Genomic DNA, 24,711 nt, shown 5'->3' with positions numbered 1-24,711 from the left:
GATGACTGCCCCCGACAGACCTGCACTGGCCGGGATGTCGATCGGCGCAGTGCTGGACCTGCTCCGGGGCGACTTTCCGGACATCAGCATCTCCAAGATTCGGTTCCTTGAGGCCGAGGGGCTGGTGACGCCGCAGCGGACGGCGTCGGGGTACCGGCGGTTCACGGCGTACGACTGTGCGCGGTTGCGATTCATCCTGACCGCGCAGCGTGACCAGTATCTGCCGTTGAAGGTGATCAAGGCGCAGCTGGACGCGCTACCCGACGGGGAGCTGCCTCAGGCGGGATCCACCTACGGGGTACCGCGTCTGGTGCCGGTATCCGGTGATGGCGCCGATGCGGCCGGGTCCGGGGCTGCCGTCGTCGCGGCGGTGGCGCCGACCCATGTACGGCTGTCCCGCGAAGACCTGTTGGCCCGGTCGGGCATCGACGATGAGACGCTGGGGGCGCTGGTCCGCAACGGCATCATCATCGCCGGGCCCGCCGGGTTTTTCGATGAACATTCCGTGGTGATCGCCCAGTGTGCGCGGGCCCTGGGCGACTACGGCGTCGAGCCCCGACACCTGCGGGCATTCCGCTCCGCGGCCGACCGGCAATCCGATCTGATCGCCCAGATCGCAGGCCCAGTGGGCAAGGCGGGCAAGGCCGGAGCCCGCGACCGAGCCGACGATCTGGCTCGTGAAGTGGCCGCCTTGGCCATCACTTTGCACACGTCTCTGATCAAGTCCGCCGTACGCGACGTTCTGGATCGCTGAGGACTAGACTCGTTTCGACGGCCAGTTCGTCTAAGTCGGGACCCCTGGCGATCGGTAACTGGCGGACTGCGCGACGGACGAAGATTCGACGAAACGGCACGGCGGTGCGGAGGGCAGGCACAGATGGCTGAGGTTCGCGTGGTCGGCATTCGGGTGGAGCAACCGCAGAACCAACCCGTGTTGCTTTTGCGGGAGTCCAACGGTGACCGTTACCTACCGATCTGGATCGGGCAGTCGGAGGCCGCCGCGATCGCGCTGGAACAGCAGGGTGTCGAACCCACCCGGCCTCTCACTCACGACCTGATCCGAGATGTCATTGCCGCCCTTGGGCATTCGCTCAAGGAGGTGCGGATCGTGGACCTGCAGGAAGGCACCTTCTACGCCGACCTGATCTTCGACCGTGACATCAAGGTCTCGGCCAGGCCGTCGGACTCGGTGGCGATCGCCCTGCGCGTCGGCGTGCCGATCTACGTGGAGGAAGCGGTGCTTGCCGAGGCCGGCCTGCTGATTCCCGACGAGAACGACGAAGAAGCCGCAGGCACCGTCCGTGAGGACGAGGTGGAGAAGTTCAAGGAGTTCCTGGACAGCGTTTCGCCGGACGACTTCAAGGCGACATGACCGTCCCGCCCCCCGCTGCGCGGCCGCAGATCACGGATACGTCTCAAGTGCGCATACCGGTGTCAACACGCGGCGCGGGAGACAATCCGGCGGGAATTCGGGCGCCATACTTTCTTCGCAGCGGGCAATCAGGGCCCGGCGGGAAGCGTATGCTCGACACATTCGAGCTCGCAGCAAACCGTCGCGGCAGAGATCGCCGCGTTGCAGGACATAGGAGTACGGTGCGTGCGAGTTCGAACGGCGAGAGGATTCACAGTGGGTGACACGCCACGGCAGGAAGAGCTGGATCTGACCACCGGGAGCGGCGCGGAGCCGCCCGTCAGGCCATCTGGCGAACCCGTGCAGGGAGGCCTGTTCCCCGACGATTCGGTGCCCGACGAACTGGTCGGTTACCGCGGTCCCAGTGCATGCCAGATCGCCGGTATCACCTACCGGCAGCTCGATTACTGGGCCCGCACCTCCCTGGTGGTTCCCTCGATCCGCGGCGCGGCCGGCTCGGGCAGCCAGCGCCTGTATTCGTTCAAGGACGTCCTGGTCCTCAAGATCGTCAAGCGGTTGCTGGACACCGGTATCTCGTTGCACAACATCCGGGTCGCGGTCGACCACCTACGTCAGCGGGGCGTGCAGGATCTGGCCAACATCACCCTGTTCTCCGACGGCACCACGGTCTATGAGTGCACCTCGGCCGAAGAGGTTGTCGATCTGCTGCAGGGCGGCCAGGGCGTGTTCGGCATCGCGGTATCCGGCGCCATGCGTGAGTTGACCGGCACCATCGCCGACTTCCCGGGCGAGCGTGCCGACGGCGGCGAGTCCATCGCATCACCCGAGGATGAGTTGGCGTCGCGCCGCAAAAGCCGCGACCGCAAGATCGGCTGATCTCCCCTCGCGAACAGACACCTAGCTGCCCCGCATCCAGCGATGTGGGGCAGCTGCGCGTCTGTTCGCGGGCATAGGTGAGCGGCCGGTAGAATTATCGACGCATCGCCCTCGTGCGGGAGAGTTTCGTGACAGCCAGCCACGGACGCCGAAGGAGCAATACCTCTCCGTCAACCTCTCAGGCACCCAGGACCGCGCCAGGCCCCGATGCCTCTGGAAAGTGGTGCCCATCGGGTACCCGCCCATGGGGAAAAGTCCTGTACCGGGGCTGAATCTCTCAGGCGCCCGGACCGGGTCGACGACAGAGGGAGAGGGACTGCTACGACGTCTGAGCACGTCTGCGCCTCAGGAGAGTGTCGTGTCCGACCAGCATCAATCGCGTTTCGCCGATCGTCACATCGGCCCGGACGCCTCCGCCGTCAGCACCATGCTCGACGTGATCGGCGTGGCCTCCCTCGACGAGCTCGCCGCCAAGGCGCTTCCGGCAGGCATCCTCGACGCGCTGTCCTCCGGTGGTGTCGCCCCGGGCCTGGAGGGTCTGCCCGCGCCGGCCACCGAAGAGGAGTCGCTGGCCGAGTTGCGCGCGTTGGCCGACTCCAATACGACCGCGGTCTCGATGATCGGCCAGGGCTACTTCGACACCTTCACGCCCGCTGTGCTGCGGCGCAACATTCTTGAGAACCCCGCCTGGTACACCGCGTACACGCCGTATCAGCCCGAGATCAGCCAGGGCCGCCTCGAGGCGCTGCTGAACTTCCAGACCATGGTGTCGGATCTGACCGGACTCGAGGTGGCGAACGCCTCGATGCTCGACGAGGGCACCGCCGCGGCCGAGGCCATGACGCTGATGCACCGCGCGACCAAGTCGAAGGCGAATCGACTGCTGGTCGACACCGACGTGTATGCGCAGACCGCGGCCGTGCTGGCCACCCGTGCGGAGCCGCTCGGCATCGAGATCGTCACGGCCGATCTGCGCCAGGGACTTCCGGACGGCGAGTTCTTCGGCGTCATCGTGCAACTGCCGGGAGCGAGCGGACGTGTCGATGACTGGGCTGGACTGATCAGTGCGGCCCACGAGCGGGACGCGCTCGTCGCCGTCGGCGCCGATCTGCTCGCGCTGACCGTGATCACCCCGCCGGGGGAGATCGGGGCCGACGTGGCCTTCGGAACCAGCCAACGGTTCGGTGTGCCAATGGGATTCGGCGGTCCGCACGCCGGTTATCTCGCCGTGCACGCCAAGCACGCCCGGCAGCTTCCGGGCCGGTTGGTCGGCGTGTCCGTCGACGCGGACGGGGCCCCGGCGTACCGCCTGGCGCTGCAGACTCGTGAGCAGCACATCCGCCGGGACAAGGCGACCAGCAACATCTGTACCGCGCAGGTGCTGCTGGCGGTGATGGCCGCGATGTACGCCAGCTATCACGGTGCACCGGGTTTGACCGCCATCGCCCGCCGCGTGCACGGTCATGCCTCAGCCATCGCGGGCGCGCTCGGAGACGCGTTGGTGCACGACAAGTACTTCGACACCGTGCTGGCCCGGGTTCCCGGACGCGCCGACGATGTGATCGCTGCGGCCAAGGCCAAGGGGATCAACCTGTGGCGCGTCGACGCCGACCACGTGTCCGTGTCCTGCGACGAGGCGACCACCGGTGCGCATGTGGCTGCGGTCGTGGAGGCGTTCGAGGTTTCGCCCGCCGCTCCGGTGTCCGCCGGCATCCTGACGCGAACCTCCGAGTTCCTGACTCATCCGGCATTCAACTCCTACCGCACCGAGACCGAGATGATGCGCTACCTCCGGTCGCTGGCGGACAAGGATATTGCCTTGGACCGCAGCATGATTCCGCTGGGCTCCTGCACGATGAAGCTCAACGCGGCCGCAGAGATGGAGCCGATCACCTGGCCCGAATTCGGCAGTCAGCACCCATTCGCACCGGCGTCGGACAACCCGGGGCTGCGCAAACTGATCGCCGATCTGCAGGACTGGCTCACCGGGATCACCGGCTACGACCAGATTTCGTTGCAGCCCAACGCCGGTTCGCAAGGTGAGTACGCCGGACTCCTGGCGATCAAGGCCTACCACGTCTCCCGCGGTGACGTCGACCGTGACCTCTGCCTGATCCCGTCGAGCGCACACGGCACCAACGCGGCCTCGGCGGCACTGGCCGGGATGCGGGTCGTGGTGGTGGCCTGTCGCGAGAACGGCGACGTCGACCTCGACGACCTGCGCGCGAAGATTGCCGAGCATGCGGATCGCGTTGCGGCGCTGATGATCACCTACCCGTCGACGCACGGGGTGTACGAGCACGACGTCGCCGACATCTGCGCTGCGGTGCACGACGTGGGCGGCCAGGTCTATGTGGACGGCGCGAACCTCAATGCGTTGGTCGGGTTGGCCCGGCCGGGCCGATTCGGCGGTGACGTCAGCCACCTGAACCTGCACAAGACGTTCTGCATCCCGCACGGCGGTGGCGGCCCGGGGGTCGGGCCGGTCGCGGTTCGATCCCATCTGGCTCCCTTCCTGCCGGGCCATCCGCTCGCGGACGAACTGCCCGATGAGCACACGGTCTCGGCCGCCCCGTACGGGTCGGCGTCGATCCTCCCGATCACCTGGGCCTACATCCGGATGATGGGTGCCGACGGCCTGCGGGAGGCGACTCTGACTGCGATCGCGTCAGCCAACTACGTGGCCCGCCGGCTCGACGAGTACTACCCGGTGCTCTACACCGGCGAGAACGGCATGGTCGCCCACGAGTGCATCCTGGACCTCCGCGGGATCACCAAGGACACCGGCGTGACCGTCGACGATGTGGCAAAGCGCCTCGCGGACTACGGATTCCATGCACCGACCATGAGCTTCCCGGTGGCCGGCACGTTGATGGTCGAGCCGACCGAGAGTGAGAGCCTGACCGAGGTCGACGCGTTCTGCGACGCGATGATCGCGATTCGCGCCGAGATCGACCGGGTCGGTTCGGGGGAGTGGCCGGTGGATGACAACCCGCTGCGCGGCGCTCCCCACACGGCCGAGTGCCTGCTCGTGGCCGACTGGGATCACCCGTACACCCGCGAACAGGCCGCCTACCCGTTGGGCAAGGGATACCGTCCCAAGGTCTGGCCCCCGGTGCGGCGTATCGACGGCGCCTATGGCGACCGGAATCTCGTGTGCTCCTGCCCGCCGGTCGAGGCATTCGCTTGATGCAGACCCGCGGCCGGTGTACCGGTCGCGGGATTCGTACGTCGCTTTCTACCCCAAGGCTGCGCTCGGTCGCGGCGAACAGCCCTGGGGTAGAAAGCGGCGCATCAGCGCGTTGATGCGTCACCGGGGGACGGGCGCGGCAGGGTGGTGAGGCTCAGCCCAGCATGGTGTTGACGGCGGTGGCCAGTTCGGGCGAGGTCGAGCTGGAGAGGTGCTGATACGTGCCGCTGCTCGCCTGTGCGACGGCTTCCCAGGTGGTCCGGTCCGAGCCGCTGCCGAAATCGATCACGTCGACCGCGATCGGACGGGCTGGGTCGAATGCGCCGCGGATGAACTCCTGCAGTCCCGCCCCGTCCAGGCTCTGATCGGTGTGCGGGCCGGTGGTGATCACCAGAATGGAATTAGCCTGGCCCTCACGATATTTCGACAGCGCCTCGGTGTAGACCATCCGCAGCGTCGTGAACGACACCGCACCGCCTCCGGACGCCGACTGCTGGTCCAGCGTCGAGGTCAGCGCATCGGAGCGACGCTCACCGCCGACCGGCTCGGCCAACGGCCCCGTCGAGACGTCAGAGCGGCCTTCGGTGCCGTCGAAGGTCCACAGGCCGACCGCCGCGGTGTCCGGCAGTGCCTTGACCCGGCTGTTGAGCGCAGCCACCACGTTGGCCAACCGGGACTTGCCGCCCTCCTCGGTCGGCATCGACTGGTCGAGCATGATGGTGACGGCGGGGCTTCCCGTCGGCGTAGCTGTCGCGTTGGCCAGCGTCACCCGCATGGTGTTGTCGCCGATCGACAACGGCGCTGCCAGCTGACCGAAAGCGGTCACATCGCTGGACGGCGGTGTCGTCCCCTCAGCCCGGAATCCGGCCTTGGCGAGCACGGCGAGCTGCTCGGGCTTGCGCAGGTAGCGGGCGAATTCGCTGGCCGCAGTGACCTGCTCCTTCTCCAGCCAGTCTCCGGCCAGCAGAACCGTCGGGTAGTCGGCGGTGGCCGTCGGGCCGGGCGGCACCCAGCCGGCCAGGGAGCCCTTGGCGTCATCGAGCGAGCTGCCCCGCTGGAAGATCTGCTGTTCGGTGGTGGCCACCGCGTGCACCGGCGCGGTCGCCGGATCGGAGGCATTGAGCAGCGCATCGAAGGCGGTTCCCAGCTCGGTGTCGTCGAGCTTGGGCTGCCCGCGGAGCAGGCTGTTGACGCCGCTCATGCCCGAGGTGGCCGGCGCGCCCGCGGGGGCGGATGCCGCAGCGACGGCCTCGGCGGCCAGGGGAGCGGCATCGCCGTTGCTGCGGGTCGGCAACGCGAGTTTGAGTGTGCCCCAACCGGGCAGCTTGAGCGCGTTCATCGCGGCCGGGCTGCTCTGCAGTTGCGGCAGGGTGGCCCAGGACTGTTGTGCCAGTGCGTCCTTGAGCTGCGGACGGACCGCGAGCAGGACCGGTGAGGTGACCAGGGAGCGGCTGTCGCTGACGGCCTTGGCGCCTGCCGTCGCCTCCAGCCGCGCCTCGGCGATGCTGGAGGCCGGAATCCACAGTGCCGGACGGTCGCCGAGCTCGCTCGGCCACGTGTTGGCGAAGCCACCGACCACCCGGTCGGATTCGGCGGACTGCACGCGCACCTTGACGCAGCGGTCACCGACGGGGCTGACCGACTCGTTGTACGTGTTGGCCAGTCCCTCGATGTGCGTCGAGATGGTCGGGTCGGCGATCACGGCGACTCCGAGTTCGCCGTCGACGCAGCGCGCGGCCGCGGCATCGCTGCGGCCGGCGAGGACGTCACCGAAGAATTTCCACAGGATCATCGCGCCGACCACGGCCACCACGGTGCAAAGCGCGACGATCACGCCGACGCTGACACCGCGCCGCCCGGACTGAACGGCGCGGTGGCTGCCGGTCCACTCGCCGCCGTCCCAGTCGCCGCCGTGCTGGCGGCTCGACGGGGCGGACGGGGGTGGTGGCTCGGAGACGGCGCCGAACTGCGCGGTCGGCTGATCATCGGCGTAGTCGCCCTCGGAATACTCGTCGGAGTACTCCGCGGCATAGTCGTCGTCGGCATCGGCGTACTTGCCGCGGTAACCGTCGACGTACTCGTCCTCGTAACCGTCGCCGTCGGCGTCGGCGTCGGCGTAATCGGCCTCGACGTAGTCCGCTTCGTCGTAATCGGCATACGGTTCGCGATAGTCCGATTCGTAGTCGTCGTCACCGTCGGCGTACTGGGGCGCACGGTAATCGGGCTCGGCCCGGTAGCCCCGGTAGTCAGGCTCTTCGCGGTATGCCGGTGCATCCCGGTACCCGCGATCGGCCTGATGCCCGGACGTGTCGAAATCGTCTGCGGCGCGCCGTGACTGCTCGCGGCGGGGAGGTTCGTAGCCGTCGGAATACCCGGGCTCGCCGACATGCGGCTCGTCGGGAGCATCCTCAGGGTCGGGAATGCTGTGCCTGCCCATTCCTAACCCCTGTACGTCTCGCGCCGACTAGTCATCCGGACCCGCCGAAGTCTAATCACTTCCCGGCGGTGCTCGCTTTGAACTCGCGGCGGCGCCGGTGCAGGATCGGCTCGGTGTAGCCGTTGGGCTGCTGGGCCCCGGACAGGATCAGCTCCTGCGCCGCGCCGAACGCGATGCTGGCATCCGGGTTCGGTGCCATCGCCAGATAGTCGGGATCACCGGCGTTCTGCTCGTCGACGACGGCGGCCATCCGGCGCAGGCTGGCCTTGACGTCCTCTTCGGTGATGACGCCGTGACGCAGCCAGTTGGCCAGCAGCTGGCTGGAGATCCGCAGCGTGGCGCGGTCTTCCATCAGCGCGACGTTGTGGATGTCGGGCACCTTCGAGCAGCCGACGCCGGCGTCGATCCAGCGGACCACGTAGCCCAGGATCGACTGGCAGTTGTTGTCCACCTCTTCGTGGATCTCCTCGGGTGACCAGGTCAGGGAGGAGTCCGCGAGCGGGATCGTCAGCAGTTCTTCGATCGTGGCGCGCTTCTTGCCGGCCAGTTCCTTCTGCACGGCCTCGACGTCCACCTGGTGGTAGTGCATCGCGTGCAACGTGGCCGCGGTCGGCGACGGCACCCACGCGGTGGTGGCGCCGGCCTTGGGCTGACCGATCTTCTGCTCGACCATGTCGGCCATCAGATCGGTCATGGCCCACATGCCCTTGCCGATCTGGGCCTTACCGGCCAGGCCGGTGGCCAGGCCGACGTCGACGTTGTTGTCCTCGTACGCCTTGATCCACGGCTGGGTCTTCATGCCGCCCTTGCGGATCATCGGGCCGGCCTCCATCGAGGTGTGGATCTCGTCGCCGGTGCGATCCAGGAAGCCGGTGTTGATGAACACCACGCGGTCGGCCGCTGCCTTGATGCAGGCTTTCAGGTTGACCGTGGTGCGGCGTTCCTCGTCCATGATGCCGACCTTGAGGGTGCCCCCGGGCAGGCCCAGGACGTCCTCGACGCGGCCGAACAGCTCGCAGGCGAAGGCGACCTCGTCGGGGCCGTGCATCTTGGGCTTCACGATGTAGACCGAGCCGGTCCGGCTGTTGGTCAGCTCGCCGTTCTCTTCGGTGGACTTCAGCCCGTGCATGGCGATCAGTCCGGTGAACAGCGCGTCCTGGATCCCCTCGGGGATCTCGTTGCCGTCCGCATCAACGATCGCGTCGTTGGTCATCAGGTGTCCGACGTTGCGCACGAACAGCAGGCTGCGTCCGGGCAGGGTCAGCTCGCCCTCGCCGTCGGGGGTGGTGAAGGTGCGGTCGGGGTTGAGGACGCGGGTGAAGGTCTTGCCGCCCTTGGCGACCTCTTCCGTTAGATCGCCCCGGTTCAGGCCCAGCCAGTTGCGGTAGCCGAGCACCTTGTCATCGGCGTCGACGGCGGCCACCGAGTCCTCGAAGTCCATGATCGTGGTGATCGCGGATTCCAGGACGACGTCCTTGATGCCGGCGGCGTCGGTGGAGCCGACGGGGGAGTCGGGGTCGACGAGGATCTCGATGTGCAGGCCGTGGTTGACCAGCAGCACCGACCACTGCGGCTGCCCGAGTTCACCCGTGTAACCGACGAACTGTTCGGGGGTGGCCAGGCCGGCGGACAGACCGTCGCCGTACTCGACGAGCAACTGGCCTTCGTCGATCTTGAGACCGGTGGCATCGCTCCACGAGCCCGCGGTCAGCGGCACGGCCTGATCCAGGAAGTTGCGCGCATAGGCGATCACCTTGTCGCCGCGGACCTGGTTATAGCCCTTGCTCTTCTCGGCGCCGTCTTCCTCACTGATGACGTCGGTGCCGTACAGCGCGTCGTAGAGCGAGCCCCAGCGGGCGTTGGCGGCATTGAGCGCGAAACGGGCGTTGAGGATCGGCACAACGAGCTGCGGGCCGGCGGTCGAGGTGATCTCGTCATCCACGCCGGAGGTGGTGATGGTGAAGTCGGCGGGCTCGGGCAGCAGGTAGCCGATATCGGTGAGGAACTGCTTGTAGGCCTCGGGGTCGACCGGCTCGAGCACGTGGGCGCGGTGCCACTTGTCGATCTGCGCCTGCAGATCGTCGCGACGGGCCAGCAGGTCCTGATTCTTGGGGGTGAGGTCGGCGACGACCTTGTCGACGCCGGACCAGAAGCTGTCCGGGTCGACGCCGGTGCCCGGCAGTGCCTCGTTCGTGATGAAGTCGTGCAGCACCTGTGCAACGCGCAGGTTTCCGACAGTCACGCGATTGGTCATGCGCGTTTCCTCCCTCGGCTCCAGGCACCGTGCGATGCCTGCCGTTTATCCAGCTTACCCATTGGTAACGTCGGCCTTTCAGCCGTCCAGCCTGGTGAGCAACAGCTCACACCGGTTTGCCAGAGTGACCCGCAACGGAGCCGCCCGCTCGGCGATGCGCTGTTGGGCCCTGACGTATTCGGCACGCCCGGCCGGTGTTTCGATGGCGATCGGCTCGAAACCATACTGCTTCAAGTCGTATGGGCTGGCACACATATCGAGCGCCCGCGCGTCGGCCGCGAGATCGAGCGCGTCCATCACCAATTCCGACGGCACCAGCGGACCCAGTTTGTAGGCCCACTTGTAGGTGTCCATGGCGGCGTGGATGCAGCCGGGCTGTTCGGTGTCGATCTGCTGGTCCCGGCTCAGTTGCCGGTCGTTGCGGGGAACGGCAGCGTCGGTGAAGAACCGGAATGCATCGAAGTGGCTGCACCGCAACGGCATTGATTCGACGACGGCATCGGTTCCGGCGGTGCCGAGGCGCAGTGGAACCTGGTCGTGGCGTAGCTGGGGAGTCCGGTAGACCATTGCCCATTCATGTAGGCCGAAGCAGTTCATCCGGGGTGCCCGGGTGGCGGTCGCGCGCATCAGACGTGCCACGAATCGGACCGTCTCGATGCGCGAGCGCAGGTATTCGTCCCGGACCGTGACGCCGTGCGGGTGTCGGCCGTACCCGGTGCGTTGCAGATAGGAGCCGGCGTTCTCGCCGGCGAGTACCACCCCGAACCCCGGATGCCATCGCCGTAGCTGCCGGGGACGGAGGCTGTAATAAGTGAACAGGAAATCCCATACCGGATGCGGTTCACCGGCGTGTTGGCGGCGCAGGTGTGGTGTGAGGAAGTCGTCGGTGCGGCGCCGGTGTGATTCTGCTCGGGCCGCCCAGTCCGGGGCCGCCAATACCTCTTCGGCTTCGGCGACACCCGGAAGGGTCAGCCCGGGCATGGTGCATCCCGTCGCTCTTCCATGTCTCCTCCACTGGGTGGCCCGCCGCCGCCGTGCGGCTTGAGCCTACCTGTGGCGTTGCGGGCTCAGCCGTGCGCGCCGGTGGTGACCACCAGCCGGCCCGTGGTCTGCCGGGCCTGCATCCGCTCCAGCTGTGCCGGCAGGTCCGACCAGGCCACCTGGGCGCCGATGACGGTCTGGATGGCCCCGGTACGCAGCATTTCGAGCAACTTGACGTGGGCATCGAGGCCCTCGGAGCGGGCGGGCCAGTTGAACCCGAGGGTGCGGCGGACCGCGAGCGGGTCGGTCACGTAGACCAGGCATACCCCGCACACGTCGAAGTTGCCGTAGGCGATGGGACGCGGCGAGAGGTAGTCGCCGTCCTCCAGCGCGATGTCCTCGGCGAATCCGGCCATCAGGTGACGCCCGTTGAAACCCATGCAGCGGAAGGTATCGGTGGTCACGCTCCCTCCGACCGCATCGAATGCGACGTCCACGCCGCGGCCATAGGTGAGGTCCATGACCTGCTCCACCCAGTCGCCGTTGCGGTAGTTGATGGCGTGGTCGGCACCGAGCCGGCGACAGAAGTCGAGCTTCTCGTCACTGCCCGCGGTGGCGATCACGCGGGCGCCGAGAGCCTTGCCGAGCACCAGCGCGCCCGATCCGGTTCCACCGGCCGCCGCGTGCACCAGCAGCGTCTCGCCGGGCTTGAGCCGGCCCCTCTCGTGCAGCGCGAACCAACCCAGATGGAACGGGTAGTGCAGGGCGGCTCCGTCGGCGTCGCTGACCCAGTCGGGCAGCTCGAGGGCGGTCGCCGCATCGACGATCGCGTACGAGGCGTACCCGCCGAAGGCCATCGACGGGATGCCCACGATGCGCCGGCCCACCAGGTGCTCGGCGCCGAGCCCGGCGCTCTCGACGACGCCCACGGCCTCCATGCCGGGGATGAACGGCGGCTGCAGGGGCATGGTCGTGTACCGGCCCTGAATGACGTCGATGTCGTTGAAGTTCAGGCAGAAGGCCCGCACCGCGACCCGGATCTCACCCGGCCCGGGTGCGCGGACCTCCACGGTCTGGCGCTCGAGCACCTTCGCCGGATCGCCGAGGGCAGTGGCCACCCAGGCTTCAGCCGAAATCGGTTTGGCTGCAGTCTCGTTCACTGTTTCTCCATTTCATGGTTGATGTTGAGGGAAGTCGCTTGGGCTCCTATGAATATTTGTTGTTACACGATGTAACAACAAATGTGGCACCATGGCAATAGGTGGTGGCGCCGCTGGAGATGGACGGTGTGCCAGACTCGGCTGACCTGCCCGGCGATGTGAGGAGACAGCGTGGCGACGCGTTCGGCCGGCACTCGCCATCGGCGGCAGGGGTCACGTCCAGATCCGTCGATCGATCAGGCCGTGCTGAGTACGACCCGCCGACTGTTGGTGCAGCGTGGCTACGCGGCGACGTCCATCGACCTGATCGCCAGCACGGCCGGGGTCAGCCGGCCGACCATCTATCGCAGGTGGAAATCCAAGGCGCTCCTGGTCCACGAAGCGGTGTTCCCGGATCTGGACCCCGCTGCCCCGAGCGACGACGTCGCCACCGAGGTCACCCGGCTGTGTCGCGGTGCATTTCTGATGTTCTGCGATCCCGCTGTGCGGGAATCGATTCCGGGTCTGTTGACCGATCTGCGGGCGGACTCCGACATCCGCAGGCTCATGACGGAGCGGCTCGACGCCGCCGCGCGCACGCAGCTCGCGTCACTCGTGACCGCCGCCGCCTCTGAGGGGCTGGTCCGTCGGCAGGTCAATGTCGACACCATCATGGATGCGATCGGCGGGGCAGCCCTGTACGCCGTGTGCGTGCGCGGGATCGACGACGCGGAACAGGCCATCGAAAGTGCGGCCGTCGAACTGGCCGACCTGATTCTGCGTGGCCTGCTCGATCGACCCGGGGGATAGTCCCCGCGCTCAGATGCGGTGCGTACCGTCGCGCACCGTTCCGACCAGGTCCTCTACCAGGTCCTCCAGTGCGACCATCGCGGTGACGGTGTCGTCCGCTCCGGTCACGAGCGCGAGGTGACTGTTGCTCCGCCGCATCCGCGACAATGCGTCGGGCAGCGGCGTCGAGGCCGGGACCCGCGGCAGCGGACGCACCATGGACACATCCAGCACCGCATCGGGGTCGTTGATGTGTGGCAGCACATCCTTGATGTGCAGATATCCGATGAACTCGCCGAACGAATCCGCCACCGGGAAGCGTGAGTACCCGGTCTCGGTGAGGGCCCGCTCCACATCGCCGACGGTCGGTCCTGAACCCGGCGCGGCCACCCGGATGGCGTGAATCTCGTTCAACGGCATCGCGACATCGCTGACCGAGCGGCTGCGGGTCTGCAGGGCCCGGGTCAGCCGACCGTGCTCTTCGGTGTCGAGCAGGCCCTCGGATACCGACTCCGCGATCATCTCGGCCAGTTCGACGGTCGACACGGCCGATTCCAGCTCGTCCTTCGGTTCGACGCGGAACGCCCGCAGGGTGGCGTTGGCACACCAGTTGTAGAACGCGATGAACGGCCGGGCCGCGCGGATGTAGACCAGATATGGCGGGATCAGCAGCATCGCGGCGGTTTCGGGTCCCGCGATGGCGATGTTCTTCGGCACCATCTCACCGAGCAGCACGTGCAGGATCACCACGATGGCCAGCGCGACGAAGAACGAGACCGTGTGCAGCACGGTGTCGGACACGCCGACCAACGCGAACGGCTTCTCCAGCAGATGCGCCACGGCCGGTTCGCCGACCCGGCCCAGCAGGATCGAGCAGATCGTGATGCCCAGCTGAGAGCCGGCCAGCATCAGTGAAAGGCGCTCGCCGGCCCGAATGACGGTGACGGCGCTGCGTTTGCCCTGTTCTGCCAGGGCCTGCAGCCGATCCCGGCGGGCCGAGATCAGCGCGAACTCCGCGGCCACGAAGAAGGCGTTGGCGGCCAGCAGCAGCACGGTCAACAGCACACCGAGGATGTCACCCATGACTGTTCTCCCGGTGGCCGAGGCTGGTCAGCTCGAGCAGGTCGATGCGACGGCCGTCCATCCGCACCACCGTGGCCAGCCAGTGCGTCGGTTTGTCGGGGTCTCCGTCGGGATCGAAGGCGGCGAGCTCCACGGATTCGCCGGGCTCCGGTATGTGGCCGAGTTCCTGCAGGACCAGGCCTCCTATGGTCTCGTATTCGCCTTCGAGAGCCCGGAATCCGGTGCTGGTCGCCACCTCGTCGATGCGCAGCAGCCCGGATACCTGCCAGCCGTCCCCGGCCGGCACCACGTCGGGGGTGGCGTCATCGTGTTCGTCGCGCACGTCGCCGACGATCTCCTCGATCAGGTCCTCGACCGTCACCATGCCCGCGGTGCCGCCGTATTCGTCCACGACGAGCGCGGTCTGCAATCCGTTGGCACGGATCTGGGTCATCACGGCGTCGCCGTCGAGGGTGGACGGCACGGTGGCCACCGGCAGTGCCAGGGCGGCCAGCCGGGTCTTGTCCCGGTCCTCGCGCGGAATCGTGAACACCTGCTTGATGTGGACGACGCCGATGGTCTCGTCGAGGTCGCCCTCGACGATCGGGAATCGGGAGTAGCCGGTGCGGATCGCCGCCGACATCAGGTCGGCGACGGTGTCGCCTGCGTCGAGGACCTCGATCTTGGAGCGCGGGGTCATCAGTTCCTCGGCGGAGCGCTCGCCGAACTGCAGCGAGCGGTGCACCAACAACGCGGTGGACGGGTCGAGCGACCCGCTGCGGGCCGAGTTGCGCACGAGTGACGCCAGTTCCTGCGCCGAGCGCGCCGACCGCAGCTCCTCGGCCGGTTCGATGCCCAGCCGGCGCAGGATCCAGTTGGCGGTGCCGTTGGTCAGCCGGATGACCGGGGTGAACAGCATCGAGAACAGCAGCTGGAACGGTGCCGACGCGCGGGCCGTCGGGACCGGGCGGGCCACCGCCAGGTTCTTCGGCACGAGCTCGCCGAACACCATCGACAGTGACGTCGCGATGAGGATGGCAAGGAACAGGGACAGGCCGCCGGTGAATCTGGCAGGAATGCCGATGGCATCCAGGCCGGGGCGGATCAGTTCCCCGACGACGGGTTCGGCGAGATAACCGGTGGCCAGGGTGGTGATCGAGATGCCGACCTGGGCCCCGGAGAGCTGGAAGGACAGCGTGCGGTGGGCGCGGCGGACCAGCTGGTCGCGGCGGTCCCCGGTGCGGGCATTGGCCTCGACCGTGCTGCGCTCGAGTGCGGTCAGAGAGAACTCGGCGGCCACGAACACCGCGGTGCCGAAGGTGAGCAGGACGATCGCCAGGATCGACAGCAACGAGAGAAACACGTCCGCTGAGCTGCCCATCAGATTCTCACCAGGGGTACGCCGGGCCCGGGGCCCGGCCGACTAGAAGAGGGGTCGTCAGCTTCGGCGCTCAGAAGTGACTGCTGTTCCACCCGGAAGGCCAGTTCAGAACCGGAGGCCTCGGTGGGTGCCTGCGGCACGTGAACCCTTTCGTTCGATCTGACCGAGCGGGCGAAATGGTCAATCTGCCATCGTCCACTCGGTATCCAGGAAACCCAATAGTATCGCGACTCGGCGGATTACCAGCCCGTCGGTAGCGGATGCCCCTCGGCGAAACCAGCGGCCGACTGCACGCCCAGCACCACGTTCTCGTGCAGCTCGGCGAGGTTGGTGGCGCCGACGTAGGTGCAGGTGCTGCGCACCCCCGAGGTGATGTGGTCGAGCAGGTCCTCGACACCGCCGCGGCCCGGGTCGAGGCTCATCCGTGAGGACGAGATGCCCTCCTCGAACAGGGCCTTGCGGGCCCGGTCGAACTGGCCGTCTCCGGCGGTCCGGGCGGCCACCGCACGCTTGGAGGCCATGCCGTAGCTCTCCTTGTACGGGCGTTCCTCCCGGTCGTGCATCAGGTCGCCGGGGGACTCGTAGGTTCCGGCGAACCAGGAGCCGATCATCACGTTCGACGCCCCTGCGGCCAGCGCCAGCGCCACGTCCCGCGGGTGCCGCACTCCGCCGTCGGCCCACACGTGAGCGCCGAGTTCCTTTGCCGCAGCGGCACATTCGACGACTGCGGAAAACTGCGGCCGGCCGACGCCGGTCATCATCCGGGTGGTGCACATCGCGCCGGGCCCCACGCCGACCTTGACGATCGTGGCGCCGGCCTGGATGAGATCGCGGGTGCCCTCGGCGGAGACTACATTGCCCGCCGCCAGCGGCAGGCCGAGATCCAGGGCCGCCACCGACTTGATCGCGTCGAGCATCTTGAGCTGATGACCGTGGGCGGTGTCGATGACGAGCAGGTCGACCCCGGCCTCGGCCAGCGCGCGGGCCTTCGCGCCGACATCGCCGTTGATGCCGACGGCTGCGGCGATGCGCAGCCGCCCGGCGGAGTCGACGGCCGGGGTGTAGATGCCGGCCCGCACCGCAGCGGTGCGGGTCAGCACGCCGGCCAGGGAGCCGTCCGGCTCGGTGAGCACCGCGAGATCGATCGGCGCGTGCTCGAGAAGATCGAATACCTTCCGGGGATCGGTGCCCACCGGCGAAGTGACGAAGTCCGTCACCGCGACCTCACGGATCCGGGCGAACCGGTCCACCCCGGCGCAATTGGCCTCGGTGACCAGTCCGATCGGGCGTCCTTCGGACACCACCACCGCCGCGCCGTGCGCACGCTTGTGCAGCAACGCCGCGGCGTCGGACACCGAGTCGTCCGGGCCCAGCGTCACAGGCGTGTCCACCACGAGATCGCGGCTCTTGACGAACTGCACGGTGTCAGCGACCACGCCGCTCGGCAGGTCCTGCGGCAGCACCACGATGCCGCCGCGCCGGGCGATCGTCTCGGCCATGCGTCGACCCGCCACCGCCGTCATGTTCGCCACCACCACCGGGATGGTGGTGCCGGACCCGTCGGAGGTGGACAGATCGACGTCGAAGCGCGATGCCACATCCGACCGTCCGGGCACGACGAAGACGTCGTTGTAGGTCAGGTCGTACGGCGGGATGTGTCCGTTCAAAAACCTCACACCAACGAATCTACTCAGGCAGGCACTTCGCTGTGGTCGCCGCTCCAGAGCGTGTGGAACTTCTGACCGGGCTCGGCGTCGGTGCGTCCGTAGGTGTGCGCGCCGAAGTAGTCGCGCAGGCCCTGGGTCAGTGCCGCGGGCAGCCGCTCGGTGCGCAGCGCGTCGTAGTAGGACAGTGCCGACGAGAAACCGGGGACCGGGATACCGAGCTGGGTGGCGGTCACCACTACGCGGCGCCAGCTGTCGATCGCCGACTCCACCGCGCTGCGGAAGTACGGGGCGGCGAGCAATGTGGCCAGCTCCGGCTCCGCGTCGAAGGCTTCCTTGATCCGGTTGAGGAACTTGGCCCGGATGATGCAGCCGCCGCGCCAGATGGTGGCCAGATCGCCGGGATTGACGTTCCAGTTGTACTCGGCACTGCCGGCCTGGATCTGGTTGAAGCCCTGTGCGTAGGCGACGATCTTGGACGCATACAGCGCCTGGCGCACATCCTCGGTGAACTGCTTTGCGTCACCGGGCATTGCACCGAGCTCGCCGGAGGCCAGACCGGTGGCGGCCTTGCGCTGGGTGACCGAACCGGACAGTGCCCGCGCGAACACGGCTTCGGCGATACCGGTGACGGGAACCCCGAGGTCGAGTGCGGACTTCACGGTCCAGCGCCCGGTGCCCTTCTGCTCGGCCTCGTCCACGATCACGTCGACCAGCGGCTTGCCGGTCTTGGCGTCGACCTGACGGAGCACCTCGGCGGTGATCTCGACCAGGTAGCTGTCCAGTTCGCCCTTGTTCCATTCGGCGAACACGTCGGCGATTTCGGGCGCGGACTTGCCCAGCCCGTCGCGCAGCAACTGGTAGGCCTCGCCGATGAGCTGCATGTCGGAGTACTCGATGCCGTTGTGCACCATCTTCACGAAGTGCCCCGCCCCGTCCGGGCCGATGTGGGTGCAGCACGGCACACCGTCCACGTGGGCGGAGATCTCCTCCAGCAGCGGGCCGAGGGACTTGTAGGACTCGGCGGGGCCGCCGGGCATGATCGACGGGCCGTTGAGTGCGCCCTCCTCACCGCCGGAGATGCCCGCGCCGACGAAGTGCAGGCCGCGCTCGCGGATCGCCTTCTCGCGGCGGATGGTGTCGGTGTAGAGGGCGTTGCCGCCGTCGATGATGATGTCGCCGGGCTCCATGGCGTCGGCCAACTCGTTGATCACGGCATCGGTCGGGTCGCCGGCCTTGACCATGATGATCACCCGGCGTGGTTTCTCCAGGGCGTCAAGGAATTCCGCGATTGTCTCGCTGCGCACGAACTTGCCCTCGGAACCGTGTTCGGCCAGGAGTGCATCGGTTTTGGCGATCGACCGGTTGTGCAGCGCAACGGTATAGCCGTGGTGGGCGAAGTTGCGAGCGAGGTTGGAGCCCATCACGGCCAGGCCGGTGACTCCGATCTGCGCCGTACCGGAAGTGCTGGTCTTGCTCATGCAGCAGCCTTTCGTTGTTTTGTTGTAGCAGAACGCCTGTCGTGCAGCGCTTTATCCGAGTCCGGAGAACAGGCGGTGAAGCTCGGTGAGCCAGGGGACGGCGACGGCGACGGTGGGTACCACCAGAACCGCGGCCGCGGTCAGATAGGCGGTGACCGCCATGGCCACGCTGTTGGGCTTGCCGCCGAGGCGGCGCACCCGGATCACGGTGGTCGGTCCGCCGGCGGCCAGCGCGCCGGAGGGGGTGCGGCCGGCCGCGCAGGCGACCAACGCCCGGGCCAGGGGAGTGGGGCCCGCGGTCCGTACCGCGGCGTCGTCGGCCAGCAGCTCGATCAGCAGCCGGACCGCGTCCAGGGCGTTGGCGCTGCGGACGAACCGAGGGAAGGCGGCGTGGACGGCGGTGAACATCTCCAGGACCAGATCATGGCGTGCGCGCAGGTGGGCCCGCTCATGGGTGAGGATCGCGGCGACCTCGTTGTCGGACAACGTGGTCAGTGTTCCCTCACTGACCACGACGCGACTGCGGACCCCGGGCAGGCAGTAGGCGAGAGGCTGTGCGACGTCGAGGATGCGCAACCCGTCGCCGGCGAGCGGGCGGTGGGCCGTACAGAGGTGGGCCGGCACCGCGTCGCGCGACTTGCTGAGCAGGTCGACCATCATGCGGTGATGGGCGCGGCGGCGCCGGGTGGCCACCGCCACCTGGATCACCGCTACGCAGAGCCGCCCGCCGATGAACAGGGTCAGGGTGAACACCACGACGTAGAGCAGCCACAACGGCAAACCGAGAGCGTCGATCTCACTGGTGATGGTTGCGGTCGGCCGGCCGTCAGGACCGGGAACGAACAGGCGGCTGGCGATCGCGATACCGGCCGAGAAGGCCGAGAGCACCGCGGCCAGTGCGATCGATTGCCACAGGACGATCGCCGCACGAGGGGCGCGCAGCGGCCACGCCGCACGGGCCAGCACTGCCGGCACTGGTCCCACCAGGGCCAGCGCGACGAGAGTGAAGGCCAGCGCGGACACGCCGTAAGTCTCTCTCAGGCAGTGCCCGAATTGCCAGCCGGTGGGGGCAGCTGGTGCTTGCTCTCCAGTTCGGCGAGCGCCCGGCGCAGTGCCCGGGCTTCGTCGACACCGACTCTCTCGACGAAATGGACCAGGGCGGCCTGGCGGCTGCCGGAGTCCGCGGCCTGGTCGAGGGCATCGACCATCAGGCCGGCGACCAGCTCGTCGCGGCCGTTGGTGGGCGCATAGCGGTGCGCACGGTCATCGCGGTGCTGTACGACCAGGTTCTTCTTCGCCAGTCGTTGCAGCACGGTCATGATCGTGGTGTAGGCCAAGTCGCGGCGGGCGGCCAGCGCCTCATGGACTTGGCGCACTGTTTGGGGTTCGGGCGCGGACCACAAGTGGTCCATCACCTCGCGCTCAAGCTCCCCGAGACGCGTCATTTTGGCCATGTTCCGTTCACTCTCCTGAGCAGTAAAGCCAGCGTACTACGGGTTTACTACCGCGCGTCGTATGCGTTTGGCGACGGCGCTCCAACTGCCTTCCGAAGCGGTTTAGGGCAAGGTCAGCGCCATATATGGGGTCCGTTGTGAATCGAGTCACAGGAGGTAGCTCTCATCCTTCACGTGACTATAGTAAGGCTAACCTAAGTCAAACTGGAGCCTTCGGAGGTGACATGACGGTCTTGATCGAAGATCCGCTGATCGCGGGTATGGCCATCGAGCGGACGCTGCCGTTGCACGAGTCGAGTCGGCGTTTACGTGAGCTGTATCCGGAGTGTCCGCGGGTCTACGGTGTGGCCGTCGTGGGGGACCTGTCGCGCCGGCGGTGGTGGCCGCTGGCCGAGGCGTTGTCCGCCGATCGGTTGCAAGGCATGTTCGACGCCGCGATGGCCGAGACGGGTAATCGCGCCGCCGTCGCCCAGCAGTTGGCTGCCACGTTCACCCATGTGGTGATCGGCCGGGTGGTGCCGCTGCTGGTGCTGGAAGGGCGGGCCTGGGACACAGGCCTGGAGAACCTCTGGGTCCACGTCGATTCCGAGGGGGCGATCGACTGGGTCGGTGTCATCGATCCGACCCTGCGTGGGCTGCCCGAAGACCCCTATTTCGCGGGCCGGGCCGCCCGGTTTGTCAACGCATCCCATGACGGGATCGTCGCGCTGCCCAGCGAGGCCGCACTGACCACCTGGGTGGCGCATCGCAGTCATCGCGCGCTTGAGCCGCTGTTCGGCCGGTTGGTGCAGATCAGTGACGGCGCTGTGTCGGTCGCGACCATGTGGCACATGGTGGGCGCGGCAGTGGTCGGTGCGGCCACCCAGGTCCCGCTGCTGGCCGGGTCCAGTGAGGTGGTGAGCATGCGGCGTGGCCAGGCGGTGCTCGATGCCCTGGTGGGGTTCGGTCTGCCGGTCCGCGGCTCGGGCCGGGCGGGGAAGGTCTTGCTTAATTAGGATAGCCTTGCCTAGTATGTAGGGACGAGACTAACGGACCGTGCCGGAGTCCTGAGGGCTGCAGAGACCCCCGGTCCGCTCGAGGGCGGGTCCCGCGTTTGATGCGCGGGACCCGCCCGCATCTTTGTGGCAATACGGCGTGTAGACACGAGGACTGTGACCACTGATTTCCCCGAAGGTCTGGGCAAAGGTTTCGACACCGAACTAGGCCTCACCTATCTCGAGCTCACCCCCGACGGCGGCCGCGCACAGCTGACGATCCATGACAAGCTGCTGCAGCCCTGGGGCATCGTGCACGGTGGCGTGTACTGCTCGATCGTCGAAAGCCTGGCCAGTGTGTCGGCCCATGTGTGGCTGTCGGAAAACGGCGGCGGCACCGTGGTCGGGGTCAACAACAACACCGATTTCCTGCGCGCGATCGGATCCGGCACTGTCACAGCGGTTTCGGAGCCGATCCACCGGGGCCGCCGCCAGCAGCTGTGGCTGATCACCATCACCGATGAGAACGGCAAGCTCGTGGCCCGCGGTCAGGTTCGGCTGCAGAACATTCCCGAGTAGCGAATTCGCCCGCCGGTCGGGCCGGGACAGCGAGCGCTGCCGAACCCCGCTCGCCGTGGCAGGATCGCGCACTATGCGTTTGACCCCGCATGAGCAGGATCGTCTGCTCATCTCGTATGCCGCGGAACTGGCGCGGCGCAGACAGGCTCGCGGCTTGCTGCTCAACCATCCCGAGGCCGTCGCGGTGATCACCGATCACCTGTTGGAAGGTGCCCGTGACGGTCGGACGGTTGCCGAGTTGATGGTTAGCGGACGCGATGTGCTGACCCGCGAGCAGGTCATGGAGGGAGTGCCCGAGATGCTGGATGACGTGCAGGTCGAGGCCACTTTCCCCGATGGCACCAAGCTGGTCACCGTCCACCACCCGATTGCCTGAGATCGCCATGGTTCCCGGCGAGATCGTGTTCGGTGACGGTGGCATCGCGCTCAATGCCGGTGCGCCGCGGTTGATGCTCGACGTCGTCAACACCGGTGACCGTCCGGTGCAGGTCGGCAGCCATGTGCACCTGCCGCAGGCCAACGCCGCCCTGGACTTCGACCGGTCCGCTGCCCGCGGTCACCGCCTCGATATCCCGGCCGGTACCGCGGTTCGATTCGAACCCGGTGTCGCCCAGCGCGTTTCACTGGTTCCACTCGGCGGCGCCCGCGAGGTTCACGGGATCAGTCTCGACCCGCCCGGCCGATTGGGAACCGAATGACCGAATTGACCCGGGCCCGCTACGCGGCACTGTTCGGCCCCACCACCGGTGACCGGATCCGGTTGGCCGACACCGACCTGTTCATCGAGATCACCGAGGACCGCAGTGGCGGCCCGGGCCTGGCCGGTGACGAGGCGGTGTTCGGCGGCGGCAAGGTCTTGCGTGAGTCGATGGGGCAGTCGCGGGCGACTCGCGCCGACGGCGCGCCCGATACCGTCATCACCGGCGCGGTGATCATCGACCACTGGGGAATCATCAAGGCCGACATCGGGATCCGCGACGGCCGCATCGCCGCCATCGGTAAGGCCGGCAACCCCGACATCATGACCGGTGTGCACCCGGATCTGGTCGTCGGTCCGTCGACCGAGATCATCGCGGGCAACGGTCGCATCCTGACCGCCGGCGCGATCGACTGCCACGTGCACCTGATCTGTCCGCAGATCATGGAAGAGGCCCTCGGCGGCGGCATCACCACGATCGTGGCCGGCGGTACCGGCCCGGCCGAGGGCAGCAAGGCGACTACGGTCACCCCGGGCGCCTGGCACCTGGCCAGGATGCTCGAATCGCTGGATTCCTGGCCGCTCAATGTCGCGCTGCTCGGCAAGGGCAACACTGTCAGTTCCGAGGCGATGTGGGAGCAGTTGCGTGGTGGCGCAGCGGGATTCAAGCTGCACGAGGACTGGGGCACCACGCCGGCGGCCATCGATGCCTGCCTCACGGTCGCCGAAGCCGCCGGGGTGCAGGTCAACATTCACACCGACACCCTCAACGAGGCCGGTTTCGTCGAGGACACGCTGGCCGCGATCAAGGGCCGCGGCATCCACGCGTATCACACCGAGGGCGCCGGTGGCGGGCACGCACCCGACATCATCACCGTCGCCTCGCATCCGAATGTGCTGCCCAGCTCCACCAATCCGACCCGGCCGCACACGGTCAACACCCTCGACGAGCACCTCGACATGCTCATGGTGTGCCATCACCTGAATCCGAGCGTGCCCGAGGACCTGGCATTCGCCGAAAGCCGGATCCGGCCGTCGACGATCGCTGCCGAGGATCTACTACACGACATCGGGGCCATCTCGATGATCGGCAGCGACTCGCAGGCGATGGGGCGAGTCGGCGAGGTGGTACTGCGGACCTGGCAGACCGCGCACGTGATGAAGCGCAAACGCGGAGCTCTCGAAGGGGACGGTCAGGCCGACAACAACCGCGTCCGCCGGTATGTCGCGAAATACACCATCTGCCCGGCCATCGCGCACGGCCTCGACGATGAGGTCGGGTCGGTCGAGGTCGGCAAGCTGGCCGACCTGGTGCTGTGGGAACCCGCGTTCTTCGGAGTGCGCCCGCACGCGGTGATCAAGGGCGGCATGATCGCCTGGGCGGCGATGGGTGACGCCAACGCGTCCATCCCCACCCCGCAGCCGGTGCTGCCGCGGCCGATGTTCGGTGCGGCCCCGGCCGCCGCGGCCGCCACCTCCGTGCACTTCGTCGCACCGCAGGCCATCGGGGACGGCTTGGCGGACCGCCTCGACATTCGTCGAAAGCTGGCTGCGGTCAAGAACGTTCGGCAAGTAGGCAAGGCGCAGATGCCGCTCAACGATGCGTTGCCGCACATCGAGGTCGAGCCGGATACCTTCACCGTTCGGATCGACGGGCAGGTCTGGCAGGAACAGCCCGCCGTCGAACTGCCCATGGCCCAGCGATATTTCCTGTTCTAGATGAGCAGCCTGGCAACGCTTCTGACCCTGGCCGACTCGCGGTTGCCGACCGGCGGTCACGTGCACTCCGGTGGCGTCGAGGAGGCGATCACCAGCGGTCTGCTCACCGACGTCGCCACCGTGCGCGCATACCTGGTCCGGCGGGTTCGCACCAGCGGGCTGGTCGCCGCCTCGATCGCGGTGGCGGTGCAGACCGGGACCCTGGGCCCCGAGGTTGCCGACGTCGAAACCGACGCCCGCACACCAGCTCCGGCGGCGCGCGAGGCCTCGCGCGCCCAGGGCCGCGGATTGGTCCGGCTGGCCCGGCGGGTCTGGCCTCAGGAGTCGTGGGACGCGCTCGGACCCCGGCCGCATCTGCCGGTGGCGGCCGGCGCCGTCGGGGCAGCCGCCGCGCTGGATCCGGGCCAGACGGCACTGTCGGTGGTGTACACCACCATGACCGGCTCGGCCACCGCCGCGCAGCGTCTGCTCGCGTTGGATCCGGCCGATGTCGCGGCGCTGACCTTCGAGCTGTCGGGGTTGTGTGACGCGGTGGCGGCCGAGGCGGTCACCGGACTGGCCGACCTGTCCGATCCCTTGCTCGACGTCCTGGCGCAGCGGCACACCGAACGTGACCGGCCGCTGTTCGTCTCGTAAACCCGTAGTTCGATCTCGAAAGGCCC

21 protein-coding genes and 1 riboswitch are annotated in these 24,711 nt (G+C 67.7%); of the genes, 11 read left to right on the top strand and 10 right to left on the bottom strand.

Annotation, left to right across the window (positions count from 1 at the left end):
• Window position 1: 1 nt before the first annotated feature.
• The 4 genes from ftsR to gcvP all read left to right on the top strand — a co-directional run bounded on the left by ftsR (window position 2) and on the right by gcvP (window position 5,438).
• Entirely contained in the window at window positions 2-754 is a 753-nt protein-coding gene (ftsR, locus tag ACWEFV_RS21750; protein ID WP_450071682.1) for a transcriptional regulator FtsR, read from the top strand.
• Window positions 755-877: 123 nt separating this feature from the next.
• Window positions 878-1,372 carry a bifunctional nuclease family protein gene (locus tag ACWEFV_RS21745; RefSeq protein WP_019346056.1) on the top strand — a complete coding sequence of 165 codons (495 nt, stop codon included), beginning with the start codon at window positions 878-880 and terminating at the stop codon, window positions 1,370-1,372.
• 255 nt (window positions 1,373-1,627) lie between these two features.
• Window positions 1,628-2,248: a MerR family transcriptional regulator gene (locus ACWEFV_RS21740; RefSeq protein ID WP_135455129.1), complete on the top strand. Its 621-nt coding sequence runs from the start codon at window positions 1,628-1,630 to the stop codon at window positions 2,246-2,248.
• A 106-nt stretch (window positions 2,249-2,354) separates the two neighbouring features.
• Window positions 2,355-2,453: riboswitch (glycine riboswitch) on the top strand.
• A 153-nt stretch (window positions 2,454-2,606) separates the two neighbouring features.
• A complete protein-coding gene (gcvP, locus tag ACWEFV_RS21735) occupies window positions 2,607-5,438 on the top strand; it encodes an aminomethyl-transferring glycine dehydrogenase (RefSeq protein WP_450071681.1) in 2,832 nt (943 codons plus the stop codon).
• Window positions 5,439-5,592: 154 nt separating this feature from the next.
• Here gcvP and ACWEFV_RS21730 read toward each other — a convergent pair whose 3' ends face one another.
• The 4 genes from ACWEFV_RS21730 to ACWEFV_RS21715 form a co-directional block, all read right to left on the bottom strand.
• The gene (locus ACWEFV_RS21730) at window positions 5,593-7,875 is read right to left on the bottom strand and encodes a substrate-binding domain-containing protein (protein WP_450071680.1); all 2,283 of its coding nucleotides are present in this window, start codon (window positions 7,873-7,875) and stop codon (window positions 5,593-5,595) included.
• 55 nt (window positions 7,876-7,930) lie between these two features.
• A complete protein-coding gene (locus ACWEFV_RS21725; RefSeq protein WP_450071679.1) occupies window positions 7,931-10,129 on the bottom strand; it encodes a malate synthase G in 2,199 nt (732 codons plus the stop codon).
• 78 nt (window positions 10,130-10,207) lie between these two features.
• On the bottom strand, window positions 10,208-11,110 hold the full coding sequence (locus ACWEFV_RS21720; protein WP_450071678.1) for a 3-methyladenine DNA glycosylase: 903 nt from the start codon (window positions 11,108-11,110) through the stop codon (window positions 10,208-10,210).
• 86 nt (window positions 11,111-11,196) lie between these two features.
• The gene (locus tag ACWEFV_RS21715; RefSeq protein WP_450071677.1) at window positions 11,197-12,270 is read right to left on the bottom strand and encodes a zinc-binding dehydrogenase; all 1,074 of its coding nucleotides are present in this window, start codon (window positions 12,268-12,270) and stop codon (window positions 11,197-11,199) included.
• Between the two features lie 171 nt (window positions 12,271-12,441).
• Between ACWEFV_RS21715 and ACWEFV_RS21710 the strand changes: the two genes are divergently transcribed.
• Window positions 12,442-13,059: a TetR/AcrR family transcriptional regulator gene (locus tag ACWEFV_RS21710; protein ID WP_135455115.1), complete on the top strand. Its 618-nt coding sequence runs from the start codon at window positions 12,442-12,444 to the stop codon at window positions 13,057-13,059.
• Window positions 13,060-13,068: 9 nt separating this feature from the next.
• Here the strand turns inward: ACWEFV_RS21710 and ACWEFV_RS21705 are convergent, their stop codons facing one another.
• From ACWEFV_RS21705 to ACWEFV_RS21680, 6 genes are all read right to left on the bottom strand, one after another.
• Window positions 13,069-14,121, bottom strand: a complete 1,053-nt coding sequence (locus ACWEFV_RS21705; protein WP_135455113.1) for a hemolysin family protein — start codon at window positions 14,119-14,121, stop codon at window positions 13,069-13,071.
• Window positions 14,114-15,481 carry a hemolysin family protein gene (locus ACWEFV_RS21700; protein ID WP_135455111.1) on the bottom strand — a complete coding sequence of 456 codons (1,368 nt, stop codon included), beginning with the start codon at window positions 15,479-15,481 and terminating at the stop codon, window positions 14,114-14,116. The genes ACWEFV_RS21705 and ACWEFV_RS21700 overlap by 8 nt, the downstream gene beginning before the upstream one ends.
• 239 nt (window positions 15,482-15,720) lie before the next feature.
• On the bottom strand, window positions 15,721-17,157 hold the full coding sequence (locus tag ACWEFV_RS21695; protein ID WP_135455109.1) for a GuaB1 family IMP dehydrogenase-related protein: 1,437 nt from the start codon (window positions 17,155-17,157) through the stop codon (window positions 15,721-15,723).
• A gap of 14 nt (window positions 17,158-17,171) precedes the next feature.
• A complete protein-coding gene (gene gndA / locus ACWEFV_RS21690; protein WP_450071676.1) occupies window positions 17,172-18,626 on the bottom strand; it encodes an NADP-dependent phosphogluconate dehydrogenase in 1,455 nt (484 codons plus the stop codon).
• A gap of 51 nt (window positions 18,627-18,677) precedes the next feature.
• Window positions 18,678-19,649 carry a M56 family metallopeptidase gene (locus ACWEFV_RS21685; protein ID WP_450071675.1) on the bottom strand — a complete coding sequence of 324 codons (972 nt, stop codon included), beginning with the start codon at window positions 19,647-19,649 and terminating at the stop codon, window positions 18,678-18,680.
• A gap of 14 nt (window positions 19,650-19,663) precedes the next feature.
• Entirely contained in the window at window positions 19,664-20,080 is a 417-nt protein-coding gene (locus ACWEFV_RS21680; protein ID WP_044518806.1) for a BlaI/MecI/CopY family transcriptional regulator, read from the bottom strand.
• 224 nt (window positions 20,081-20,304) lie between these two features.
• On the opposite strand from ACWEFV_RS21680, the gene ACWEFV_RS21675 reads away from it, so the two are divergent.
• The 6 genes from ACWEFV_RS21675 to ACWEFV_RS21650 all read left to right on the top strand — a co-directional run bounded on the left by ACWEFV_RS21675 (window position 20,305) and on the right by ACWEFV_RS21650 (window position 24,685).
• Window positions 20,305-21,075, top strand: a complete 771-nt coding sequence (locus ACWEFV_RS21675) for an iron reductase (RefSeq protein WP_450071674.1) — start codon at window positions 20,305-20,307, stop codon at window positions 21,073-21,075.
• 156 nt (window positions 21,076-21,231) lie between these two features.
• The gene (locus ACWEFV_RS21670) at window positions 21,232-21,633 is read left to right on the top strand and encodes a PaaI family thioesterase (RefSeq protein ID WP_135455101.1); all 402 of its coding nucleotides are present in this window, start codon (window positions 21,232-21,234) and stop codon (window positions 21,631-21,633) included.
• A 73-nt stretch (window positions 21,634-21,706) separates the two neighbouring features.
• The gene (locus ACWEFV_RS21665; protein WP_135455099.1) at window positions 21,707-22,009 is read left to right on the top strand and encodes an urease subunit gamma; all 303 of its coding nucleotides are present in this window, start codon (window positions 21,707-21,709) and stop codon (window positions 22,007-22,009) included.
• A gap of 7 nt (window positions 22,010-22,016) precedes the next feature.
• Window positions 22,017-22,331, top strand: coding sequence for an urease subunit beta (locus ACWEFV_RS21660; RefSeq protein ID WP_135460081.1), 315 nt, complete (start codon window positions 22,017-22,019; stop codon window positions 22,329-22,331).
• Window positions 22,328-24,049, top strand: a complete 1,722-nt coding sequence (locus tag ACWEFV_RS21655) for an urease subunit alpha (protein WP_450071673.1) — start codon at window positions 22,328-22,330, stop codon at window positions 24,047-24,049. Before ACWEFV_RS21660 ends, ACWEFV_RS21655 begins: the two co-directional genes overlap by 4 nt.
• Window positions 24,050-24,685, top strand: a complete 636-nt coding sequence (locus ACWEFV_RS21650; RefSeq protein ID WP_450071672.1) for an urease accessory protein UreF — start codon at window positions 24,050-24,052, stop codon at window positions 24,683-24,685. It begins immediately after the preceding gene.
• Window positions 24,686-24,711: the final 26 nt, after the last annotated feature.

Source organism: Mycobacterium sp. NPDC004974 (assembly GCF_053600815.1).
Note: the sequence above shows the minus strand (reverse complement) of the source record. Positions and strands in the feature narration are given on the sequence as shown.